General features: G+C 37.3%; 15 protein-coding genes and 1 pseudogene. 11 read left to right on the forward strand and 5 right to left on the reverse strand.

Annotation, left to right across the window (positions count from 1 at the left end):
- Nucleotides 1-14: 14 nt before the first annotated feature.
- The 9 genes and pseudogenes from NI461_RS03315 (at nucleotide 15) to NI461_RS03355 (ending at nucleotide 15,713) form a co-directional block, all read left to right on the forward strand.
- Nucleotides 15-1,997 carry a hypothetical protein gene (locus NI461_RS03315; RefSeq protein ID WP_253156588.1) on the forward strand — a complete coding sequence of 661 codons (1,983 nt, stop codon included), beginning with the start codon at nucleotides 15-17 and terminating at the stop codon, nucleotides 1,995-1,997.
- Nucleotides 1,994-5,272, forward strand: coding sequence for a type I restriction endonuclease subunit R (locus NI461_RS03320; RefSeq protein WP_253156589.1), 3,279 nt, complete (start codon nucleotides 1,994-1,996; stop codon nucleotides 5,270-5,272). Before NI461_RS03315 ends, NI461_RS03320 begins: the two co-directional genes overlap by 4 nt.
- A 1-nt stretch (nucleotide 5,273) precedes the next feature.
- The gene (locus NI461_RS03325) at nucleotides 5,274-6,014 is read left to right on the forward strand and encodes a M48 family metallopeptidase (RefSeq protein WP_253152385.1); all 741 of its coding nucleotides are present in this window, start codon (nucleotides 5,274-5,276) and stop codon (nucleotides 6,012-6,014) included.
- A 116-nt stretch (nucleotides 6,015-6,130) separates the two neighbouring features.
- Nucleotides 6,131-7,057, forward strand: a pseudogene (locus NI461_RS03330) (class I SAM-dependent DNA methyltransferase); the annotation flags it as partial.
- Nucleotides 7,054-8,268: a restriction endonuclease subunit S gene (locus tag NI461_RS03335; protein WP_253156592.1), complete on the forward strand. Its 1,215-nt coding sequence runs from the start codon at nucleotides 7,054-7,056 to the stop codon at nucleotides 8,266-8,268. The pseudogene NI461_RS03330 and the gene NI461_RS03335, both read left to right, overlap by 4 nt.
- A 29-nt stretch (nucleotides 8,269-8,297) precedes the next feature.
- Nucleotides 8,298-11,738: a DEAD/DEAH box helicase family protein gene (locus NI461_RS03340; protein ID WP_253156594.1), complete on the forward strand. Its 3,441-nt coding sequence runs from the start codon at nucleotides 8,298-8,300 to the stop codon at nucleotides 11,736-11,738.
- Between the two features lie 17 nt (nucleotides 11,739-11,755).
- A complete protein-coding gene (locus NI461_RS03345; RefSeq protein ID WP_099143604.1) occupies nucleotides 11,756-13,627 on the forward strand; it encodes an AAA family ATPase in 1,872 nt (623 codons plus the stop codon).
- Entirely contained in the window at nucleotides 13,624-15,243 is a 1,620-nt protein-coding gene (locus NI461_RS03350; protein WP_253156596.1) for an ATP-dependent helicase, read from the forward strand. Before NI461_RS03345 ends, NI461_RS03350 begins: the two co-directional genes overlap by 4 nt.
- 248 nt (nucleotides 15,244-15,491) lie before the next feature.
- Nucleotides 15,492-15,713, forward strand: coding sequence for a hypothetical protein (locus NI461_RS03355; protein WP_151207775.1), 222 nt, complete (start codon nucleotides 15,492-15,494; stop codon nucleotides 15,711-15,713).
- Between the two features lie 208 nt (nucleotides 15,714-15,921).
- Here the strand turns inward: NI461_RS03355 and NI461_RS03360 are convergent, their stop codons facing one another.
- Both NI461_RS03360 and NI461_RS03365 read right to left on the reverse strand, forming a co-directional pair.
- Entirely contained in the window at nucleotides 15,922-16,407 is a 486-nt protein-coding gene (locus tag NI461_RS03360; protein WP_174659643.1) for an Lrp/AsnC family transcriptional regulator, read from the reverse strand.
- 382 nt (nucleotides 16,408-16,789) lie between these two features.
- Nucleotides 16,790-17,656 carry an alpha/beta fold hydrolase gene (locus tag NI461_RS03365; RefSeq protein WP_174659644.1) on the reverse strand — a complete coding sequence of 289 codons (867 nt, stop codon included), beginning with the start codon at nucleotides 17,654-17,656 and terminating at the stop codon, nucleotides 16,790-16,792.
- Between the two features lie 115 nt (nucleotides 17,657-17,771).
- Here NI461_RS03365 and NI461_RS03370 point away from each other — a divergent pair, with 115 nt between their 5' ends.
- Nucleotides 17,772-18,230, forward strand: a complete 459-nt coding sequence (locus NI461_RS03370; protein ID WP_174659645.1) for a hypothetical protein — start codon at nucleotides 17,772-17,774, stop codon at nucleotides 18,228-18,230.
- Between the two features lie 85 nt (nucleotides 18,231-18,315).
- Here the strand turns inward: NI461_RS03370 and NI461_RS03375 are convergent, their stop codons facing one another.
- Nucleotides 18,316-18,531 (reverse strand): hypothetical protein, encoded by a 216-nt coding sequence (locus tag NI461_RS03375; RefSeq protein ID WP_151203232.1) that lies wholly within the window; start codon nucleotides 18,529-18,531, stop codon nucleotides 18,316-18,318.
- Between the two features lie 597 nt (nucleotides 18,532-19,128).
- Entirely contained in the window at nucleotides 19,129-20,415 is a 1,287-nt protein-coding gene (brnQ, locus tag NI461_RS03380; RefSeq protein ID WP_253156598.1) for a branched-chain amino acid transport system II carrier protein, read from the reverse strand.
- A 346-nt stretch (nucleotides 20,416-20,761) separates the two neighbouring features.
- On the opposite strand from brnQ, the gene map reads away from it, so the two are divergent.
- Nucleotides 20,762-21,556 (forward strand): type I methionyl aminopeptidase, encoded by a 795-nt coding sequence (gene map, locus NI461_RS03385; RefSeq protein ID WP_174659646.1) that lies wholly within the window; start codon nucleotides 20,762-20,764, stop codon nucleotides 21,554-21,556.
- A gap of 264 nt (nucleotides 21,557-21,820) precedes the next feature.
- Here the strand turns inward: map and NI461_RS03390 are convergent, their stop codons facing one another.
- On the reverse strand, nucleotides 21,821-22,717 hold the full coding sequence (locus tag NI461_RS03390; protein WP_174660567.1) for a LysR substrate-binding domain-containing protein: 897 nt from the start codon (nucleotides 22,715-22,717) through the stop codon (nucleotides 21,821-21,823).
- Nucleotides 22,718-22,745 lie beyond the last annotated feature (28 nt).

Consider the following 22,745-nt stretch of genomic DNA (forward strand, 5'->3'; position numbering starts at 1 on the left):
ATTTTTGAAAACTTATGGGGGTTGCCTTGTCGAATAGTTTCTTAGTTCAATTAGCTTTATTGGAAACCTTAAAAAAGGATGATTTCTATGACGAAATTGATCTTTTTTTACCATTAATAGCTGTAATTATTTCTCACGAAAAATTAACAGAAGTGAATGTTAATAATTTACAGATTGGAATAAATAAACTTTTTGGCATTACACCACCATTGGGTGCAATTAGTACTTTTCTTGCTAGAGCAAAGTCTAGAAAACTTCTTAAAAAAGAAAATGGAGTTTTTATTCCTGATGCACAAATAATTAATGAATGGAAAAATGGATTTGATCAAAAGAAAGAGCAAGTAGAATTATCGTTGAGTTTTGTAAAGGAAGATTTCAAAAAATATGCGAAAGATAAATTTTCAGTTGATTTAAGTCTAGATGAGTGTGATCAATTGTTATCTAAATTTATCGAAGATAACTTATCAGATATTGCTTCTATTCATAGGTTTGAAAAAGCAAAAATTGCAAATAAGGTTAAAAACACCAATCATGTTATTTCATCATATATTGGGGAAATATATAAGCAAAGGGGGGCTCTGTTAGAGCATTTCTCTAGATGTGCTAAAGGTATGATTTTAGCAAATTATTTATGTTTAGCGGATAAGATTTCACCAAAAAAATCATATGACAATTTAACAGTCTATCTTGATACGCCAATTATTGTAGGTTTATTGGGGTTTAGTGGAAAAACTAAGTTACAACATCTAAATGAATTTTTGGAATTATTGAAGTTAAATAATATCAATATTGTAATTTTTGATAAAACTTTTAATGAAGTTGAAGGGTTGTTAACTGCGTGGAAAATAGATTTAAAAAATAAAAACTTTAAAAGGTTTAATACAAAAACTTTAGAGTTGTTAAGGATGGAGGGGTATGATGAAATTCGTCTTGAAACGGAAATAAAATTACTTAAAAATAAAATTGAAAGCTTGGGTTTGAAAATAGAATATGGATTTAATTTGAATAAAAATTTCACTTGTGATGAGAGTGGATTTGAATCTTTTCTTTCTAATTTTTTTTCAAATCAGAAAAATTTATCTCATGATGTTATATGTATATCTAGGGTCTATAACCAACGTGAGGGGAAGTTAGTTCATAAAATGTCAGAAAAAATGACATTATTTGTAACTAATAATAAACTTTTGCGTGAAAAAACAACTGATTATTTTGCTAATGAATTGCCATTGGAGGCTATGCCTTTAGCTGTTTCTGAAACTTGGTTACTATCCTTATTCTGGTTAAAGAAACCTAACTTTTTTTCATCTTTACCTTCTAATCAGTTATTAACCTCCGCTTATGGATTTCTTTATAGTGATGATAAATTTTGGGATAGTTTTATTAGTAGATTAGAGCTTTTAGAAAAATCAGGAAGTATCACAAAAGAAGAGTTTATGCTTGTTAGATGGGATTCCGACTTATTAGCATTAGTTCATGATGTCTCTGTTTCTGTAGGTACAGATTTCACCCATGATGATGTATTTGAGATAGTTGAAACAATTAAAGAAAAATATATAGGCCAAAAGGATAAGGAAATCCAAGATTTAACTGATAAAAAACAGAGTGAAATAGACTTAATAAAACAAGCAGCAAAAAATGCTGAGAACAAACTTTCCTCAGTTGAGAGTAAGATTATTGTATTCGCTGATTTTATTGCAACAATAGCAGCGTATTTATTGGTCTTGATTTTAATTAGTGTTCTATTTTTATTTTTTTATCAATCTTTTCCTTCAACGATGATTCCAGAAGGATCGGCTATATTTTTTAAATCATATTTGAATTGGTTACCTGTTCCAAAAATTAATAATATCTTTATTTTTTTAATAGGTATTTTTGCGGTATTGTTTATTTTTCTAGGTAATTTTAATGGTTTAACTATTAAGTCCATTTTTCATAAAACAAAATATATAGTTTCAAAATTTATTAAAGATGTCTTCAGTGTAGGTGAAGCTAAATGAATAATTCTATAAAGTTTCAAGAAAAGTATTCTTCACTTATCCCTGCTTTAACATTATTGTCTAATTTGGGATGGTCATTTTTACCACTATCACAGGCACTCGCTGCCCGTGATGGAAAACAAGACCAAGTGGTATTACGCCAAATTTTACGTCAAGAGCTTTCTAAACGTACTTTTCCATTCGCGGGCAAAGAATATCCACTATCGCCAAAATCAGTTGATAACTTAATTGCTGAGATATGTAGCCCTGCGTTAAATGAAGGGCTACTGACCGCTAACGAGAAAATGTATAACCATTTGTTCTACGGCATTCCTGTCACTGAATTTGTGAACGGAAAGAAGGTCAGCCCAACAATTCCATTGATTGATTGGCATAATATTCTTAACAATGACTTTTCATATACTGAAGAATTTGCTGTCACACGCTCAGGTGGTGTAGATACACGTAGACCTGATATTGTTTGCTTTGTAAATGGTATTCCCTTAGTTGTGATTGAAGCAAAACGCCCTGATAGTCAGGCTAAGAAAGGTCCAACGATTAATGAAGGCATTTCTCAGACGCTTCGTAATCAGCGACCTGATGAAATTCCACATCTTTTTGCCTATAGTCAACTTCTGCTTTCTATAAATGGACATGAAGGGCGTTACGGCACATGTAATACCCCTGCTAAGTTTTGGGCAGCGTGGCGAGAAGAAGATATTTCTGATGCAGAGATGTATGCGCTTAAAAATAAGAAATTAACTGCTTCACAAAAACAGAGCCTATTTTCTTATCGTCCAGTCGATGACTTAAATTGGTATGAAAACCTAATTGCAGGTGGAGACTTAGCTGTTACAGGTCAAGATCAACTGCTGATTAGTCTATTAAAGCCTGAACGACTACTCGAAATGGTTCGCCTATATACGCTTTTCGATAAGAAAGCAGGAAAAATTGTTGCCCGTTATCAGCAAATCTTTGGTATCAAACGCCTCATTGAGCGTATTAGTACGAAGAACAGCAAAGGTGGACGCGAAGGTGGTGTCATTTGGCATACAACGGGCTCAGGTAAATCTTTTACCATGGTCTTTCTTAGTAAAGCTTTGATCTTGCATGAGGCTTTAAAACAATGCCGTATCTTGGTTGTTACTGACCGTGTCGATTTAGAAGATCAACTTAGTAAAACCTTTGTGTCTGGTGGAGAATTAGCCGGAAAAAGAGACAAGCAAAATGCCATGGCGACTTCAGGCAAACGCTTGGCTGAACAAATTGGTAAGGGTACAGAACGAATCATGTTCTCTTTGATTCAGAAGTTTAATTCTGCAACCAAGCTTCCTGAATGTGTTAACACAAGTTCAGACTTCATTGTCCTGATTGATGAAGGGCATCGAAGCCAAGGTGGTGAAAACCATGTACGTATGAAACTCGCACTGCCAAATGCGGCATTCGTGGCATTTACAGGTACGCCATTACTTAAAGATGAAAAGACCGTGAATAAGTTTGGTCCTATTGTTCATGCCTATACCATGCAGCGAGCGGTAGAAGATAAAACTGTAACACCTTTGCTCTATGAAGAACGAATCCCGGATTTAGATGTCAATGAACGAGCGATTGATACGTGGTTTGAACGGATTACAGAAGGTTTAAATGATCAGCAAAAAGCAGATTTAAAACGTAAGTTCGCGAGAAAAGGTGAGATTTATACTGCGGATGATCGTATTCGCCTGATAGCATTAGATATTGCCAATCACTTTGTGAAAAATATTGATGATGGTTTAAAAGGACAGCTTGCTTGCGATAGCAAGGCTTCAGCGATTAAGTATAAAAAGTACTTGGATGAAGCGGGCTTATTTGAGTCTGCTGTGGTGATGAGCCCACCTGATAGTCGTGAAGGGAATACGGATGTTGATGAATCGACTACTCCTGAAGTGACCCAATGGTGGAAAGAGAATGTCGGCACTCAGGATGAGCAAGCCTATACTAAACAAGTGATTGAGCGTTTTGAAAAAGATGATTCTCTCAAATTACTGATTGTGGTGGATAAGCTCTTAACAGGTTTTGATGAACCTAAAAATGCTGTTCTTTATATTGATAAAAACTTAAAACAGCACAATTTGATTCAAGCAATTGCGCGTGTAAACCGACTTCATCCAATGAAAAAGTTTGGTTTGTTGATCGACTATCGAGGTATTTTAAAAGAATTGGATGCCACAATTCTTGATTACCAAGATCTCGCTGCCCGTACCCAAGGCGGCTATGATATTAACGATCTCACAGGCTTATATACTCAAATGAGCTCCGAATACAAACGATTACCTCGTTTGTATAAAGCACTTTGGGCAATTTTTGCTGATGTGAAAAATAAAAATGATCCAGAGCAGTTACGCCAAGTTTTAGTCCCTCGTATTGAAGAACGTGAGGGAGAGTTAGTCGATATTCACTTAAAAGTACGTGATGATTTTTATGAAGCACTTACAGAATTCGCAAGTTGTTTAAAAGTTGCGTTACAGTCAGCAACCTTCTTTGAGGATAAAAGCTTTTCTGATGCAGATCGTCAGCACTACAAAGAAACAGTCAAACTATTTACAAGCTTGCGTCAGATTGTGAAACGAGATGCTGGAGAGACGATTGACTACGATCAATATGCTGAGCAAGTTAAAAAACTGATTGATAAGCATGTTGTAGGCATTGAGGTCAAGGACCCTGATGGTGTTTATGAAGTCGGTAAGATGGGTAAAATAGCTCAGCCTGAAGATTGGAGTGAAGAGAAAACACGTAATGAAACGGATATCATCAAAACTCGTGTAACGAAGATGATTGAGCAGCAATTGCGTGATGATCCTTATGCTCAGGAGGCTTTCTCTAAGCTGCTACGTCAAGTTATTGAAGAGGCAGAGAAAGAGTTTGATCATCCATTGAAGCAACACATGCTGTTTAGAGAGTTTGAAGAACAAGTTGAGGCACGTCGTTTAGATGAAATCCCTGATGTGTTCAGTGATAATAAGCATGCTCAAGCTTATTATGGTGTATTTAAGAAACTATTACCTGAAGCATTCTCGATAACAGATCAACAGAATCAAGATAAGTGGATTCAACTCGCTTTTGAGGTTGATCGTTCTGTGATGAGTTCTGTAGCTGAAAACTCAATTAATCCACAAAATATTGAAGCAGATATCCGTAAAAAACTATTACCGCAGATGTTCCGTGAATGTAAATCCATTGGGAGTGGTATGGATCAAGCCAAAAAAATTGTGGAAATGATCGTACAAATTACTCGGGTCGGTTTAAATGGGCTCTAGGATGAATATGCTAGATGAGAAAAAGTTAAGCATCATTTATGGTGGTGAAGTTGTTGATTTTGAGGTGCTTGAAAGTCCTAGCCGTACTGAAAAGATACTGATTAAAGTCTATGCTGATTGTCGGGTAGTTGTATCGGCACCGTTAAATGCAGATGATAAAACAATCATTGAAGCTGTAAAGCAGCGTAGTCGTTGGATCTATAAACAATTACGAGAGTTCCGTGAGCAAAGCAGATTTATCACGCCTCGCCAATATAAAAGTGGTGAAAGCCACTTTTATTTGGGTAAACAGTATCAATTAAAAGTGATTCATGATGATACCAAGCCAAAAGGTGTAAAACTTCTGAGGGGAAGATTGGAGGTAAACACCTTAGATACGGATATTGAAAGTATTAAATCTCACTTAAATGAATGGTATAGATCGCGAGCAAAAGTCATATTTGAAATACGTTTGCAACGTATTCTAGAACAGGCCTTATGGGTTGAAACTCAGCCTGATATTCGTTTGATGACCATGCGAACACAGTGGGGAAACTGCTCTCCATCAGGTGTACTTACGCTCAATCCTCATCTAGTTAAAGCGCCTACAATCTGCATTGATTATGTGATTCTGCATGAGTTATGCCATTTAGTTGAGCATAACCATAGTGATCGGTTCTACCAACTTTTGACTCAAGTGATGCCTGATTGGGAGGTGGTGAAAGAGAGATTAGATAACATGGCTGTGAAGTTTTTTGAATAGACTTTTATGATGCTTTCTTTAATATTATGTCCATAGTTGTTAGGGATTTTATGGACATTCTTTTATTTATTAATATTGATAAAAAACAAAATATTGAGAGTGTCCATACTACTTATTGTAATCCTTAGTGCGGTACAGCGGGCTTTTTGGTGGCTGCAAGTGAATATTTAAACGATCATTACAGTACTGAGATTTTTGCCAACCCTGAAGCAGCTAAACGTTTTAGTGAAGAAACTTTCTTTGGTTATGATTTTGACAGCACTATGCTTCGCATTGGTTCGATGAATATGATGCTGCACGGTGTAGAAAACCCACGTATTGAAAACCGTGATTCTTTAAGCGAAACGCATTCACATATTGCGGAAAAATACAGTCTAATCCTTGCCAATCCGCCATTTGCAGGCAGTTTGGACAATGAAAGCTGTGCTAAGAATATTCAAGCCGTAGTCAAAACTAAAAAGACCGAATTGTTATTTTTAGCCTTGTTCTTACGTTTGTTAAAAACAGGTGGTCGTGCTGCGGTAATTGTGCCTGATGGCGTGTTATTTGGTTCATCAACTGCACATAAAGCATTACGTCAAAAGATTGTGGAAGAGCAAAAGCTTGAAGCGATTATTTCCATGCCTTCAGGTGTGTTTAAGCCGTATGCAGGTGTTTCAACTGCGATCATGATTTTTACCAAAACCATGTCGGGCGGTACGGACAAAGTTTGGTTCTACGATATGCAGGCAGATGGTTATTCGCTGGATGATAAGCGTAACGAGCTAGATGCATCTAAGCATGAAAATAATAACATTCCTGACATTATTGCTCGTTTTAAAAACTTGGAAGCGGAAAGCACTCGTAAAGCCACAGAGCAAAGCTTTATGGTGGATAAAGCCGATATTGCTGCCAATGGTTATGATTTGTCGATTAACCGTTATAAGGAGGTGGTGTATGAACAAGTGGAATATGAAGCACCAAGTAAAATTTTGGCGGATTTAGAGGTACTTGAGCAGGATATTTTAAAAGGAATGGCTACGCTTAAGGAGATGCTTAAGTGATCAAGGTTAAGCTCTCTGAAATTTGTGATTTACAAAATGGATATGCTTTTAAATCATCTGATTATGTTGAAAATTCAAATACCTTAAGTTGTCGTATGAGTAATATTCGATTAGGTGGAATTTTTGATATTGAATACAATCCAAGATTCTTACCTGATAGTTTTGCTGACCAATATAAAGGTTTTCTATTGAAAGATGGTGATCTTGTAATTGCCATGACTGACCTTGCAAACGATCCAAAGCTTTTAGGTGTCCCGACTTTGGTGCAAACTGATGGTAGAAATATTTTATTGAATCAACGAGTTGGTAAGCTAATTATCAAAGATTCCTCTAAAGTAGATAATAAATACCTCCAACATGTGTTAAATGACCCGAAGACTAGAGAATATTATAGAAAATTCGCAAGTGGCGGTTTACAGATAAACCTAGGAAAAACGGATTTACTGAATGTTGAAATCCCACTCCCACCACTTGCAGAACAACGCCGAATTGCCTCTATTTTAGATCAAGCGGATGAGCTTCGCCAAAAACGTCAGCAAGCGATTGAAAAGTTAGATCAGCTTTTACAAGCCACTTTTATTGATATGTTTGGTGATCCTGTTAGTAATCCTAAAGGATGGCAGATTGAGCCACTAAAAAATAATATATTACATGCAAATAATGGTTTATCTCGCCGCAGAAAAGAATTGGAAAATGTAGGTGATATTGTTCTACGTTTACAAGATGTTCATTATGATGGGATTCACTTTGACAAAGAGTTGAATAGAATTTCATTGGATGACTCAGAAAAGAAACGCTTTTCTGTTGATGAAGGGGATATTTTATTTATTCGTGTTAATGGTAACCCTGAGTATGTTGGACGTTCTGCTGTTTTTTCAGGGTATAAAGAACCAATATTTCATAATGATCATTTAATTAGAATAAAATTAAGTGAGAGGTATATACCTAATTTCTTGAGCTATTGTTTCAATACTCCGCAAGGAAAAAACATCATTTCTAAGCAGATAAAGACTTCGGCAGGACAACATACAGTTAGCCAAGGAGGAATTGAAATAATGAAGTTTTACATTCCTCCAATAAAGTTACAGGAACAATGGGCTAACTTGTATTTAAAGATTGAAGATCAAAAGAAAAAGCTTAATGAGCAACTAGATATGCAAAATCAGTTGTTTAGTTCACTACAAAACCAAGCATTTAATGGCACTTTATAAAATTTGATTAAAAATATGAGGGTATATACATGAGCAACTTCTCGTTTTTAGAACCTGAATTTAAAAGCTTGGCAGCCACTGCCAAAGAAGCCGAAAAGCTCACGTATATATCCCCTCAATTTGCCCTTGCTGCGGCTCGTACATCACTTGAAAACCTTGTGCTATGGCTCTATCAATACGACAAAAAACTGACCCAACCTTATGATGCCTCACTACATAACTTACTCAACGATCTCAAATTTAAAGACCTGATTCCGCCCTATATTTGGGACAAAATGGACAACATCCGCATGGTCGGCAACAGTGCCGTACATGGGAAAAAGTTCAAACAACTCACCACCGAAGAAACAGTAAAACACATCAGCCATTTATTCCTGATGTATGTTTGGTTTGAACGGAACTATGGCTCACCCTCAAAAGACCGCTCTCAGTCGATTTTATTTAACCCAAAACTAATACCAAATGCTGACAATACTCAGCAAATCACCGCCAACCAAGAACAACTGCAAAAAGAAACAGAAGCCAAAGAAAAACAGTTTGCGGAGCAACATAAAGCTTTACGGGAACGTGAACAAAAACTATTTGAACTGTCCGCAAGTTTAGAAGAGCGTGAAAAATTACTTGCAAATATAGATGCTGAACTTGCACAAAAACGTGCAGACGTTGAACAAGCCAAAATTGCCAACAGCAAAATCGAAGACCATACCGACTATAAAGAAGACGAAACTCGAAAACTTAAAATTGACCTGATGCTTGAAGAAGCAGGCTGGGAAATAGGTACATCGGTTCGAGAGGAAGTTGCTGTAACAGGTATGCCGAGTCCATCGGGTAAAGGTGCAGTGGATTATGTACTGTATGATGCCAATGGCTTGCCTTTGGCTGTGGTTGAAGCAAAACGCACATCGACTGACCCTGATATTGGACAACAACAAGCCAAGCTCTATGCAGACTGTTTAGAGCAACAAACAGGACAACGCCCTGTCATTTTCTATACCAATGGTTACAAAACCCGAATCTGGAACGATGTGCAAGGTGGTCCACCACGCTTAGTTCACGGCTTCTATACACAGGCAGAACTCAAACGCCTGATCGAAAGACGCAAAAACAATCCTGATTTAAGCAGCTTCCCGATAAATACAGATATTGTCGAGCGTTACTACCAAACTCGTGCCATCAAAGCCATGCTTGCAGCCTATCAACGTAAAGAACGTGCAGGCTTACTGATTATGGCAACAGGAACAGGTAAAACCCGTACCGCCATTGCACTGGTCGATGTGCTGATGAAAGCCAATGTGGTGCAAAAAGCATTATTCCTTGCAGACCGTACTTCACTGGTCAATCAAGCGCACAACGCCTTTAAAGCCAATTTAAAAGATGCCTCATTCGTCAATTTACTTGAAGATAAAAACCAAGTCGGTCGAGTGTATTTCTCGACCTATCAAACCATGATCGGCTTGATTGACGAAAAAAATGCCGATGGTACACGCCAATTCGGCACAGGTATGTTCGACCTGATTATTGTCGATGAAGCACACCGTAGCGTGTACCAAAAGTTTGGTGAGATTTTTAAATACTTCGATAGCTTACTTGTCGGTTTAACTGCCACGCCACGAGATGAAGTTGACCGTGATACCTATGCACTGTTTGGCTTAGAAAGCGGTGTACCAACCGATTACTATGATCTTGACCAAGCCATTGCTGATGGTTATCTCGTGCCACCCAAAGCCTACTCAGTTCCGCTTAAATTCATGCGTGAAGGCGTGAAATATGACGAACTCTCTGAAGAAGAAAAACAACATTGGGATAGCCTAAATTGGGGCGATGAAGAAGCACCTGAAGAAGTTTCAGCATCCAAAATCAATAAAGAGCTGTTTAATACAGGCACGATTGATTTAATGCTCAAGCACTTGATGGAAAATGGTATTAAAACTGAAGGTGGAGATCGTTTGGGTAAAACTATTATCTTTGCCGTCAATCAAAAACATGCCCAATTTATTGCTGACCGCTTCAATGAAAACTATCCGCAATATGATGGCAAGTTTGCCCGTGTCATTACCCATGCCACTAAGTATCCACAAAGCTTAATTGATGACTTTAGCAAGAAAGATTTACCTGAGCCACAGATTGCGATTTCAGTGGATATGCTTGATACAGGCATTGATGTACCTGAAGTGGTCAACTTAGTATTCTTTAAAGCTGTACGTTCTAAAGTGAAGTTTATGCAGATGATTGGGCGTGGCACACGCCTCTGCAAAGAACTGTTTAGCCCTGAAAAAGATAAAAAAGAATTTTTTATCTTCGACTATTGCTCTAACTTTGAATACTTCAATGAAAATCCAGATGGTGCGCCTGTATCGACCACAGAGCCACTCGGACAACGCTTGTTTAAAGCACGTTTAAATATCCTGAGTTTACTGAATGCGAAGGACGATGCCACCGAAGAGCTAAAAGCTGTACAGCAAGACATGCGTCAAAGTTTACAGACTGAAGTGAAGTCAATGAACAATGACAATTTCATTGTGAAATCTGAACTTGAGCATGTTGAACACTTCAAAAATGATGATGCTTGGAACAACTTGGATGACCTTGCCATTGGTACGTTACGAGAACACATTTCTAAACTACCGAATCAACTTGAGCCTGAAACATTAGAAGCCAAATTGTTTGATATGCTTTGCTACAACCTTGAGTTGGCAGTATTGGAAAAGAACAATACAGCGATTCAGAGTTATGCCAATAAAGTAATTGAAATCGCTTCAAAGCTAGAAAGCAAAGAAAATATTCCTGTTGTTGCAGAACAGATTGCGCTGATTCAAGACATTCAAACCGTTGAATATTGGAAAGGCATCACCTTGCCAATGCTTGAGGCGATGCGTAAACGTATTCGTGGCTTGGTGAAACTGATTGAAAAATCCACATCGACTATTGTGTATTCCATGCTTGATGATGAAATTGGAGATATGCAAGCGGTTGATATTCCTGTCGTATCAAGTGGTGTCAATCTTGCTCAGTACCGTAAGCGTGTAGAAAGTTTCATCAAAGCGAATGAAAATCATATTACGATTGCAAAGTTAAAACGTGGTTTGACTCTTACACCGACTGATTTAAGTGAGTTAGAACGCTTTGTTTTTGAAGCGCAAGAAGTTGAAAGCCGAGATAAATTTGAAGAATGTTTTGGGACTGAAAAATCCTTACCTCTCTTCATTCGTTCTCTGGTCGGATTAGAGCGTCAGGCGGTTCAGGAAGCTTTTTCTAAGTATTTGCAAGGCTCAACGTATAACGAGAAACAAATACGTTTTGTGGAAATGCTAATTGAGCATTTGACTCAAAACGGTGTACTGGATGCGGCACAACTTTATGAACCACCTTTCAATCAAATCCACTATGAAGGAATTGACGGTGTGTTTAGCGAAGCAGATGCTGACAACATATTTGGGGTTGTTGAAGCATTTAATGAAGCGGTGGCGTAATAATTAAGGGTAAAATGATGAAAATTGATAAAGTAATTCTAAAAGGTTTTAGAAATTATAAAGATGCGACAATAAATTTTAATAATAACACTTTAATTATTGGTGAAAATGATGTTGGTAAAACTAATCTCATTTATGCATTACGCCTCATGTTAGACAGAAGTCTTTCTGAATTGGATATAGAGCCATCAGAGTTGGATTTTCATGTACAGGGTGGTGTCCAGTCTGAAAATTTAGAAATCATAATTAAATTCTTTGATATTAAAGAAGAAGCTGCATTATCCATTTTGAAAGAACACGTAAGTGATGATGGAGAATGTGTTTTTAAATACATGGCTTCTAAAGAAAATCTAGATTATAAATTATATCTTGGTCAAAATGAGACAGACTTATCTGAAATTCAAAGTCGTTATTATTTAAAATATATCAATTTAAAGTATATTTCTTCCCAAAGAGATTTAAGCAAATTTATTGCTAAAGAGAAAAAACAATTACTTAGGATCTCCAAAACAAAGATTACTGAAGAACAAGAAAAGCTTGATCGAGAAAACGTACTAGAAATTTCTAAGCAATTGGTTGACCTAGACGATAAAGTTGCACAATTAGAATATGTAAAAACTGCTACTCAAGAAGTTAATTTAGAATTAAAGAAATTAGCTTATGCCCATGATGATTATGATGTAAAACTAAATGCTAGTGGTATAGAAGTGGATGATTTTATTAATAAATTACAATTAGGGGCAATGAGCGGTGGCTCAAATGTTATGTTGGGTGGTGATGGACGTAATAATCAAATTTTAATTGCTTTATGGAAGGCACTGAGCGAATTTGAACACGATTCAAATGATGAAGTAGTGTTTTATGTTGTTGAGGAGCCAGAGGCACATTTACACCCACATCAACAAAGAAAATTAGCTAGTTATTTATCTTCAGAATTACAAAGTCAATGTTTAATAACAACACACTCTCCGCAAATAGCCTCAAGTTTTTCGCCAAGTTCTATTATTAGATTATTTAAGAAAGATTTCTCTACAATTGCGGCCAGTAATGGTTGTACAAAAGAACTAGAAAAAGCATGGGAAGAATTAGGTTATAGGATGAGCATTATCCCTGCAGAAGCATTTTTTTCAAGTGGTGTTTTTTTAGTTGAGGGCCCATCTGAAGAAATTCTATATAAGGAACTGTTGCTTAAAAATAAAGTTGATATTGATTACTATAATTTATCCGTTTTTGCAGTTGGAGGAATTCAATTTAAAGTATTTGCAGCCGTTTTAAGAGCTCTAGAAATACCATTTTCATTAAGAACTGATAATGATATTAGTACTGTAGAAATGAATTGCAAAGTTCATGGTTTTAATAAAAATGACTCTTTAAATCCTTGCTATGTATATAAGAAAATTGAAATTAATTATACAGATGAAAAATGTATAAAATGGCAATATCTAGGAGTTAATAGATGCTATGGAATATTAAATAGAGATTCCGAAAAATGGAAGCATAGTCTTTACCCTTTAAATAGAGTTAATATTTTGGGTGATAAACGGTGGAAAGCCTTTGAAAAGACGATAAATGCACATGGCATATTTATGTCTAATATAGATTTAGAGTGTGATTTAGTAAGTGTTGCTTCTGAAGAAATTAAGAAGGCATTAGGTAAAAAAAATAATAATAGTGCAGTAGATTTTCTCAAAAAAAGCAAAGCCCTAAATATGCAAATATTAATGGCTAAATTAGAAAAGAAAGGCTTTGAAAAAATTTATGAAAGTGATTTTGGTAAGCCGATTAGGTACTTAATAAATTTATTATTAAAACAATCTGACACTGACACTGAATCTCCAGTTCTTATTAATACGAACTCTGAAACTGCCAAAGAAGTGGTCTTGTTATGAAGTTGACGAATGATCAAATAAAAGCAATTCAAGATATTGAAAATAATTCGGTAATCATGGCGTGTCCAGGGAGTGGAAAGACTACCGTTCTTATTAATAAAATGAGTTTATGTTGTGAAAAGTTAAAAAGACATAATGGAATAATAGGATTATCTTTCACCAGAAAATCTAGTGAAGAGTTGAGAAGAAAATTTCAAAAGAAGACGATAAGTTCAAATCTCAATTATCTAGGTACTATAGATGGCTTTCTGATCAATGAAATTATTAGACCTTTTTTGCCAAAGCTATGGGGCAATGAGAACGATGATATTGAGATCGTAAGTATTTTATCGGAAGAAGAATCTATTCCATTTGTACAAGAGTTTGCGAATGGAGAAATATATTTAAAAGATATAGAAAATGATAATGCTTTTAAGGGATTATTTTTAAGTGGAAAAATATGGCAAAGAACAGTAACACCTTTAGCTTTGTTTGTACTTAAAAATTCATCAGTCTGTAGAAGATACATATCATCTCGATATAAATACTTGTTTGTAGATGAATATCAAGATACTTCATCAGGACAACATCTAGTTTTTCTAGAAATTTTAAAACTAGGGTTGAAATTTACAGCGGTAGGAGATATTGATCAATCAATTTACAGATGGCGTGATGCTATTCCTGAAAATTTAACTTCGCTTGTAAATGAGCACAATTTTAAAGAATATGCTATTGATCAAAACCATAGATGTGACCCATCTATTGATTTATATGCTAGAGCTTTTTTAAAAGGTATAGATCTAGAAGAAATTGATAAAAAAAACATATTTGGATTGCATATAAATAATTCAGGAAAACATAGATACGCTAAGTTAGATGATTTTATACAAAAAATTAAAGATGAGAATAATTTTGATTTTTCAGATTTTGTGATATTAGCAGCTAATAATGCAACGGTTCAGCATTATGCTTTGAATACGCGTCATAGTTATAGAATTTACGAAGATGATCCTCTTGATAGTATGAATCATTATATTGCACAGTTATGTTCTGATTTGATTTTATATAAATTTTGTAAGAATTATTCAAGTTACTCAATATATGAGAACTATAAGTCTAGGTTTATTAATATTAAATTAAATGATTTTAAGGTTGAAGTTAAAAAAATAAGAACTGAAAATGATACTGATGAAATTTGTGAAATAATTAAAGGCTTAATTAATAAAACTAATTATAAAGGTGATTGTGAAAATTTTATTTTGGCAACAAAAAATATTTTTAATGATGAATTCTTGTTGAAAAAATATAAACCACATAATAAAAATGAATTACAAATAATGTCAATTCATAAGTCAAAAGGTTTGGAGTTTAAAGTTGTTATCCACCTTGGTTTGGAACAATGGGTATTGCCACGTAAAACAAAGAAACAAGGTCAATGGACTTTTAGCGATTTAGAAGGGGATAAAAATTTACACTATGTTGCGATCACACGAGCTGAAAATCTATGCTATTTAGTAGATATGCCTATAAGAGTAAAATCAGAAAATAACGTGTTTAAAGAGATGAATGCAAATAAATCTGAATTCCTATGTATTGAAAGATTGAACAAGCATATTGTTGATCTAGGAGTTATGTAGCTATTCTTAGATGTAATTTGGATTTAGAGATTTCTCTAGAACTATTAATCAGGAATCGGTGGACTATTCTTAATTGGAATCGGTGGACTACTCTTAATTGGAATTAGTGGACTACTATTGGTGATATATACACAAGGTTCACTTGATCTGATCACTAGTTGATGTATATCGTGCGCTATACTTTACAGCTTACTGAATAAATCGTTTAATCATCGCATATTTGAGTGATGTATAAGTTGATCCAAAAAATGCCCAAACAATCCCGATTCCTTTGTATTGGCGGTTTCCTCAACGGAACGCAAGTCAAAGACCAAGGTGACAGCTTTATCTGCGTCGAAAAAGGCAAAAATGTCACCTATACTAAAAAGGAAATATTCCATCCTGATTCATGGGATCACGATTACTACGTTTGTGAAACGACCACAGACAAACAGGCACGAAATTGGGTCTATGACATTGAGTCAAAATAATATTTAATTCGATAAAGAAAAAACATGGGTTGGCGTTATCGTCAGCCCATTTTTATATATGTTTTAAAATATTCAGACAATAAAAAGCCCCATGGTTAGGGGCTAGTCGTATAACTCACGTTATACTCATATAAGGCTCATCTCATACTGAGCGTATTAAAACATAAATAGATCCGCTTGTGTGAGATAACTGATCCTTCTTTTCAGATTATTCAATCATCAACAAATCCGTATTATTGGCCAGCTTTAAAGGACGCAGGGCAAAAATCGAACGGGTGTGACGAATTCCCTTCATGGAATATAGGTTTTTACGCAAAAAACGTTCGTAGTGTTCAGAGTTTTTCACTGCGACTTTGACCAGATAATCATAATCACCCGTGACCAGATGAGCTTCCACCACTTCAGGCATATTGGCCAAGGCTTCACTGAACTCATTTAAAATTTCATCATCATGACGTTCAAGCGTGATTTCAATAAAGAACAGCTCATTAATCCCTAAGGCTTTGGCATTAATATTGGCAGTATAACCCTCAATAATATTATTATTTTCCAGGCGTTTTAAACGCGTCCAGCAAGGAGATGTGGACAGGCTTACTTTCTCCGCCAGTTCGGTCACACTTAGGCGACCATCCTTGCGAAGTTCTCGGAGAATTTTGCGATCAATGCGATCCAATATGTAGTCATTATCAGTCATGTTGAAAGAAAGCAAATTAAAACATAGAAATAAGTTATACCATTGATAACCAGGAAGTGAACATACATTGTGTATATCAGTGTGCGCTTGCACTAAAAGTAGTCAAGCTTAAAAAAGATCATACCAAAAAATTGAAAAATACCACTTTGCATTGAGGTTTAGTGACAGCAATGGTAAATGCAGCTTTTATCTTATTTAACAAATCGGATGTCATGGTTAATCTTGAAGTGATTCTCTCAAGCAGTGCTTGCCTAAAATAGCAGGATATAAAAAAGAGGGTCTACTTTAAAGTTTTGGCTTTGTAGTAGACCATTCGAACAGTTTAAAGTCGAGCTTCTATTAAAGGGCCGAGGCTTACTTGAATTGTTGAGCTAAAAATAGCCTAAGCTGCAATTTCTTTTTCAATAATAGGCCATAAGTTTTCATGTGAAGATTTGAACATTGACATATGCCCAATCGCCTTGTGTCCTAGAGTGGAAGGATTCAACTCAATGGCTTTTGTTGCAGCATTTGGATACAGGCGTAACAGGTCTTTTACATTGGCTTCGGTAGCAATTTCATCATCTGTAGACCAGATGGCCGTAATAGAACACTGAATCTGTGCATGATAATCCTGCTGTCGGGTCACGGTTTTACCAATGGCATTGATTACATAACCTGGCTTGCTGCAAAATTGTGCCCATTCACGTGCTACATCTTTGGGCAGGTTTTCTCCCATCCCAATGGCACGGGTGGGTCCATAGCCAAGAGTGAAGCGTGATAAGGGAAAAATCACATCAAACATGAGAGGTGCCAGTAATTTGGTTCGCCCTTTTAAGCCTTTGATATGGCCTGTGGAGCCAGAAATGGCAATTACCTTAGCCACTTTTGCATGGTTTGGCACAAGGCCGAGTAGCTGTCCACCTGCACTATGACCCAGCAAGATGAGCCGTTCAGCCTTAGTTTTATCTAAAAGAGCATCAATTGCCGCAGGAATATCCTGCTGTCCCCATTGCACGATGCTGGCTGTCGACTGTTTTAAAGGTCCATATAAAGATTGACCAATTCCCCGAAAGTCAAAGACCAAGACGGCATAGCCTTGTGCCTGTAGCCAGCAGCTAAAACGATGATAAAACTGTTTGGTAATTCCCGTCGCTGGACAGATTAAAATGGGATAGGGTTGTTGTTTGGATGCAGATGCTTCATAAAAACATGCGCTTAATTGGTAGCCATCTTGGCAGTTTAGGGTCAATGTTTCAAATTTAGACATAAGCTACACTATATTTTTAAATCAGAATGATTAATTTAATGTACACCAGTTCTAAAAAGAAACTCGTTCAAATAATGACTAAAAAGTCAGTAGGATGACGACAGGGAATAAAACTATGGAAGTAGCAGCACTTGATCTGGCAGTCAAAATTGCCATCATTTTTAGTGGAATTTTCTTATGGGTGGGCATGCTGACCGGCGTGTGGAAATATTGGCAGATCCGGAACTCTGCACAATCTCGGGCGCATTATTATGTCGATATTGCACATCGCAGTAGTTTGCTCTATGCACCTGCATCCTTGATTTTGGCGGTACTCGCTCATGTATCGGCATTTTCCGCAGCGCTTAACTTGATCTGTGTCATCGTGAATATAGTCTTTTTCAGCTTTTCAATCGGGGCTTATATTCTGCACGGCTATTTGAGAGATACCACGAATCAGTTTAAGACACCACATCAATTGGGCAGGTGGAATTTCCCTGGTATTTTGATGACAGTCGCGATGCTAGGATTAATTATTGCAGAAGTGGGAGGGACAGGAGTTTTGCTGTATGGTGCAGTTTTAGGGTTATTTTAGGTTCTGTCTTGTATTATTTTTTTCTGTCCAGATGGATGAGGGGGCAGCTCATCCATCTGGGGCAATCTAAAAATTGAGGAAGTGATTAGCGGTATTTCTGGTCAACGAGGGCCCAGAGGAAAAAGACCATCGAGACAATCATCGCATAACCGAAATATTCAAGTTTTAAATTGCCTTGAATTAAACAATGAACAAATAAAGTCAGCATGAGCGCGATGCTAGTGCTTAAAAAGGTCACCAAGTCGGTATTGGTTTTAAGAGCATCAATGAAGACTTGCTTGTTGAAATGTACTGATAACATCTCCATTTCTCCTATAGTTATTGGTCTTATTAAATGACTAAAATAGAGTAACTTAGTCAGAATTGAATATACAGTTGTACTGTTTAATTTCAGCTTTTGCAACTGTTCCAGAAAGCTTTCACAGTGAAAAAGCTTGACTTTAGTCAAGTATCTTTATAAACAATTGATTTAAAATGAATTATAGTTGCATGCCAAAGGCCAGAACGGTCAATTGCAAAAGTTTGCAACTTTTTAGATTCATCTTAGGTGAAAGAGAAAAATTTTACGCTTAAATGATGGAGAAATAATCAATTTTGTGTAAGTGTTTGTATAAGTAGGAGGTGATTTTGGTTTAAGTCAAAAACCTTAAGTATTTAAAACGCATAAATATATTTTTATTTGAGCCAGATTATAAATCTTATTGTGCCAAGCTATCCAGTAAAAAAAATCGTTTTTTGCTATTTTTATATCAATTTTTGACTTATTTGCGCTAACAGGGCTTTGCAGGGTGTAAACAATAAATGTCCGTTTGGGTAAAACCTGACAATTATTGATCACGCTAAAAAACGGATTTTGGGTAAAAATTCGCTTTTTTATGACCTCAACATGCTAGAAAGATTAGTTTCTAATACGGTCAATCACAGCTGCAATCAGTAGAACAATCATGGAGGGGATAAACCAGGCCATATTTTGTTCAGAAAGTGGCAAGCTCTCTAAGCTAGCAGGTAAACTGAAACCGGCAACTTTTAAGCCATCAAAGATACCAAAGATCAAGGCAACCAAGGTCACTGGAGCAATGACATGCGATGGTTTCTTAAAGAAGCCTGTCAAGAAGCTCAGCATAATAACTGTAATGGCGGGTGGATAGATCGCACTTAATACCGGGACTGAAACTGCAATCAGTTTGGTTAAACCGAGGTTAGATATCAGCAGCGAAAAACCAATCAGGATCAGGACAAGAACTTTATACGGAATTTTGGTCAGGTTGGAGAAGTACTCTGCACAGGCACAGGTCAGGCCGATTGCAGTCACCATACAGGCAATAAAAATCATGCCGGACAGGAAGTACGCGCCCATGTCACCAAAGGCATATTGCACATATGCATGCAGAATAACCGCCCCATTGGCCGCATTTGGAGCAACTTCATGACTACCCAGACCCAGTTTAAACAGGCTCAGATAAACCAGGGTTAAACCGATCCCCGAAATAATCGCAGCATTCACTGCATATTTGGTAATCAGCTTCTTGTCCGTTACGCCACGCGATGTAATTGCTTTTACAATCACAATACCGAAAACCAGAGCACCCAAGGTGTCCATGGTCAGATAACCATTCACAATCCCTTCAGAAACCGGGCTGTCAATATAGCTGTTGATCGGTGCAGGTGGTGCCTGGGCCGGAATCATGACAGCGGCCACTCCTAAGATAATCAGGGAGATAATCTTAAGCGGAGAGAGAAAATAGCCGACAGTATCCAGAATCTTGTTCGGATACAGAGAAACGAGCATCACGACAGCAAAATAAATACTGCTATAAATTAGCAGGCTACTGGATTCATTGCCGAAATAGGAAGAAAATCCGATTTCATAAGAAACGGTGGCGGTACGCGGAGTTGCAAATAAAGGACCGACGGCCAGATAACAGATCACAGTCAGCAAAATACTGGCCGCTTTGCCCAAAGGCGAGCTTAAAATCTGGATAGAACCTTCAACACGAGATAATGCAACAATGGTGATAACTGGTAAGCCGACAGCAGTAATCAGAAAACCGAAAGCAGCTAACCATACGTGTTCACCGGCCTGTTGCGCCACAATCGGTGGAAAGATAATGTTACCTGCACCAATAAATAGTGCAAAGGTCATAAAACCCAAGGCAACAATATCCCGAGTACGGAGACTTGTCATAAAGGGAGAGTAGTAAAAGGAAAAATAGATTTTAGAATATCTGTACGGGTTTTTGGAGTTTATTTTAGCTGGAAAGGCGCTGATTGTATTGCTCTTGCTCATTAAATTAACAAATATTCTAAATTTGGTGGAAATATATTATTGATATTTTTAAAGAAAAATAAAATCTATATTTTTCTGACAAATTATTCAGAATTTACAATAAATTGAAAACTTTATTGTTTGTATAAATAGTCAGCATTAAAAAATTGTTTTGCCTAGCGTTAAATACCTGTCTAGCCCAAGAACCTCGGCATTCTCAGCTAAAAAGGACTATAATTGAGTGATTCAGATTGAGGATAAATTGATGCGAGCGCCAGCCATTAGTCTTAAAACCGAGCAGGATATTGAAAAACTGCGCATATCCGGGCGCTTGGCCGCGCAGGTTCTGGCGATGATTGGAGCGCACGTGAAAGCAGGGGTGACCACTGAATATCTGGATGATCTGTGCCATGATTTTATTGTCAATACTTTGAAAGTGACACCTGCCAATATTGGCTATTATGGCTATACCAAAACCACCTGTATTTCTCCCAATGAAGTGGTGTGTCATGGTATTCCTTCTGCCAAAACCATCTTGCAAGACGGCGATATTATTAATATTGATGTCGCTATTATTAAAGATGGTTATTTTGGTGATACCAGCCGTATGTATTATGTCGGTACGCCATCAGCTGAAGCGAAGCGTCTGGTTAATACGACTTATGAGGCGATGGTGGCCGGTATTCATGCCGTGAAACCGGGGGCAACACTGGGCGATATTGGCTATGCCATTCAGACTGTGGCAACACGGGAGGGGTATAGCATCGTCAGAGAATATTGTGGTCATGGAATTGGCAAGGTGTATCATGAACAGCCGAATATTCTCCATTATGGACAACCGGGGCAGGGCATTAAGCTGGTGCCGGGTATGGTCTTTACGATTGAGCCGATGGTGAATATGGGCAAAGCACGAGTCAAAGAACTTAAAGATGGCTGGACGGTAGTCACCGCAGACAAATCCTGGTCTGCGCAATGGGAACATATGGTTGCTGTGACTGAAACAGGCTTTGAACTGTTATCGCCATGGCCTGAAGGCACTGGGGAATATCCGGAAATTTAAATTCTGCTATAGCCAATGAAAATACAGTAACCCATTACACCGGCTCACATAACTTACATTAGCCGGTATTCTGTGGACGAAAGCCTACAAAAGACTACAGCAAGAAGTGGTTTCGAGCTTTGACAGAGCTTATATTCATCTTGTTTAGCCTAGATGTTTCCTCTTTTCACTCAAGTGCTGTCCTGTAGTTTCCAGCTCATTTTCTAATGAAAATGAGCTTTTTTTATGTGAGCGAAAATTCTTTCAAAGTCTTTTATCTCAACTTTAATCCTGTTGTAGCTGCTCTACCAGATAGTCAATAAATACCCGCACCGCAGGCAACAGGCCGCGACGTGATGGATAAACAACATGGGAAATCCCATGGGCTGCTTTCCATTCAGGTAAGATCTGTACCAACTCACCGCGTTGTAGATGGTGTTCGACGACGTGATCCGGCAATAAGGCCACGCCACATCCCGAGGCGGCCAGCTGGGTCAACATGTTTAGGTCTGAACCGCATACGGTTGGGCTAACCTGGATTTTCTTTTGCTGCTGTCCATTTTGCAAGACCAGAAATTGCTCACTATGTTCTTCAACCATACTGAGAATTTTGTGGTCGGCCAGTTGCTCAGGGCTTTTAAGATCACCGAATTGATTTAGATAGCCCTGACTTGCAAACAGATGCTGCTCCAGTTTGGCAAGCTGGCGAATCACCAGGTTTGGATCATCATTCAGACTGGATCGAACCCTTAAGGCCAGATCAAATCCTTCATTGATAATATCGACACGACGATTGGTCACCAGCATCTGAATCTTGATTTCTGGATATTTTTTGAGAAAGTCTGGAAGGATTTTGGCCATTTCATTTTGAGCCATTGAAACTGGCAGACTGACTTTAATTACGCCACGTGGTTCGGTACTTAAATGATCCACCAGATCATGTGCAGCCTGTGCGGCATTTAGCATGACCTGGGCATGCCGGTAGATATTCATGCCGATGTCGGTCACGGCAAAATGGCGTGAACTGCGTTGAATCAGACGGACGCCCAAACGTTCTTCCAGATTATAAACGCGTCGACTTAGTTTGGACTTGGGAATATTCGTAGCACGTTCAGCAGCACTGAAGCCGCCATATTCGACCACTTGGGCAAAGCAATAAAAGTCATCCAGATCCGTCAGCATTTTCTTTGATTCCATATATGCAACAATA

The organism is Acinetobacter sp. S4400-12 (assembly GCF_024129495.1).
Lineage (GTDB): Bacteria > Pseudomonadota > Gammaproteobacteria > Pseudomonadales > Moraxellaceae > Acinetobacter > Acinetobacter lwoffii_C.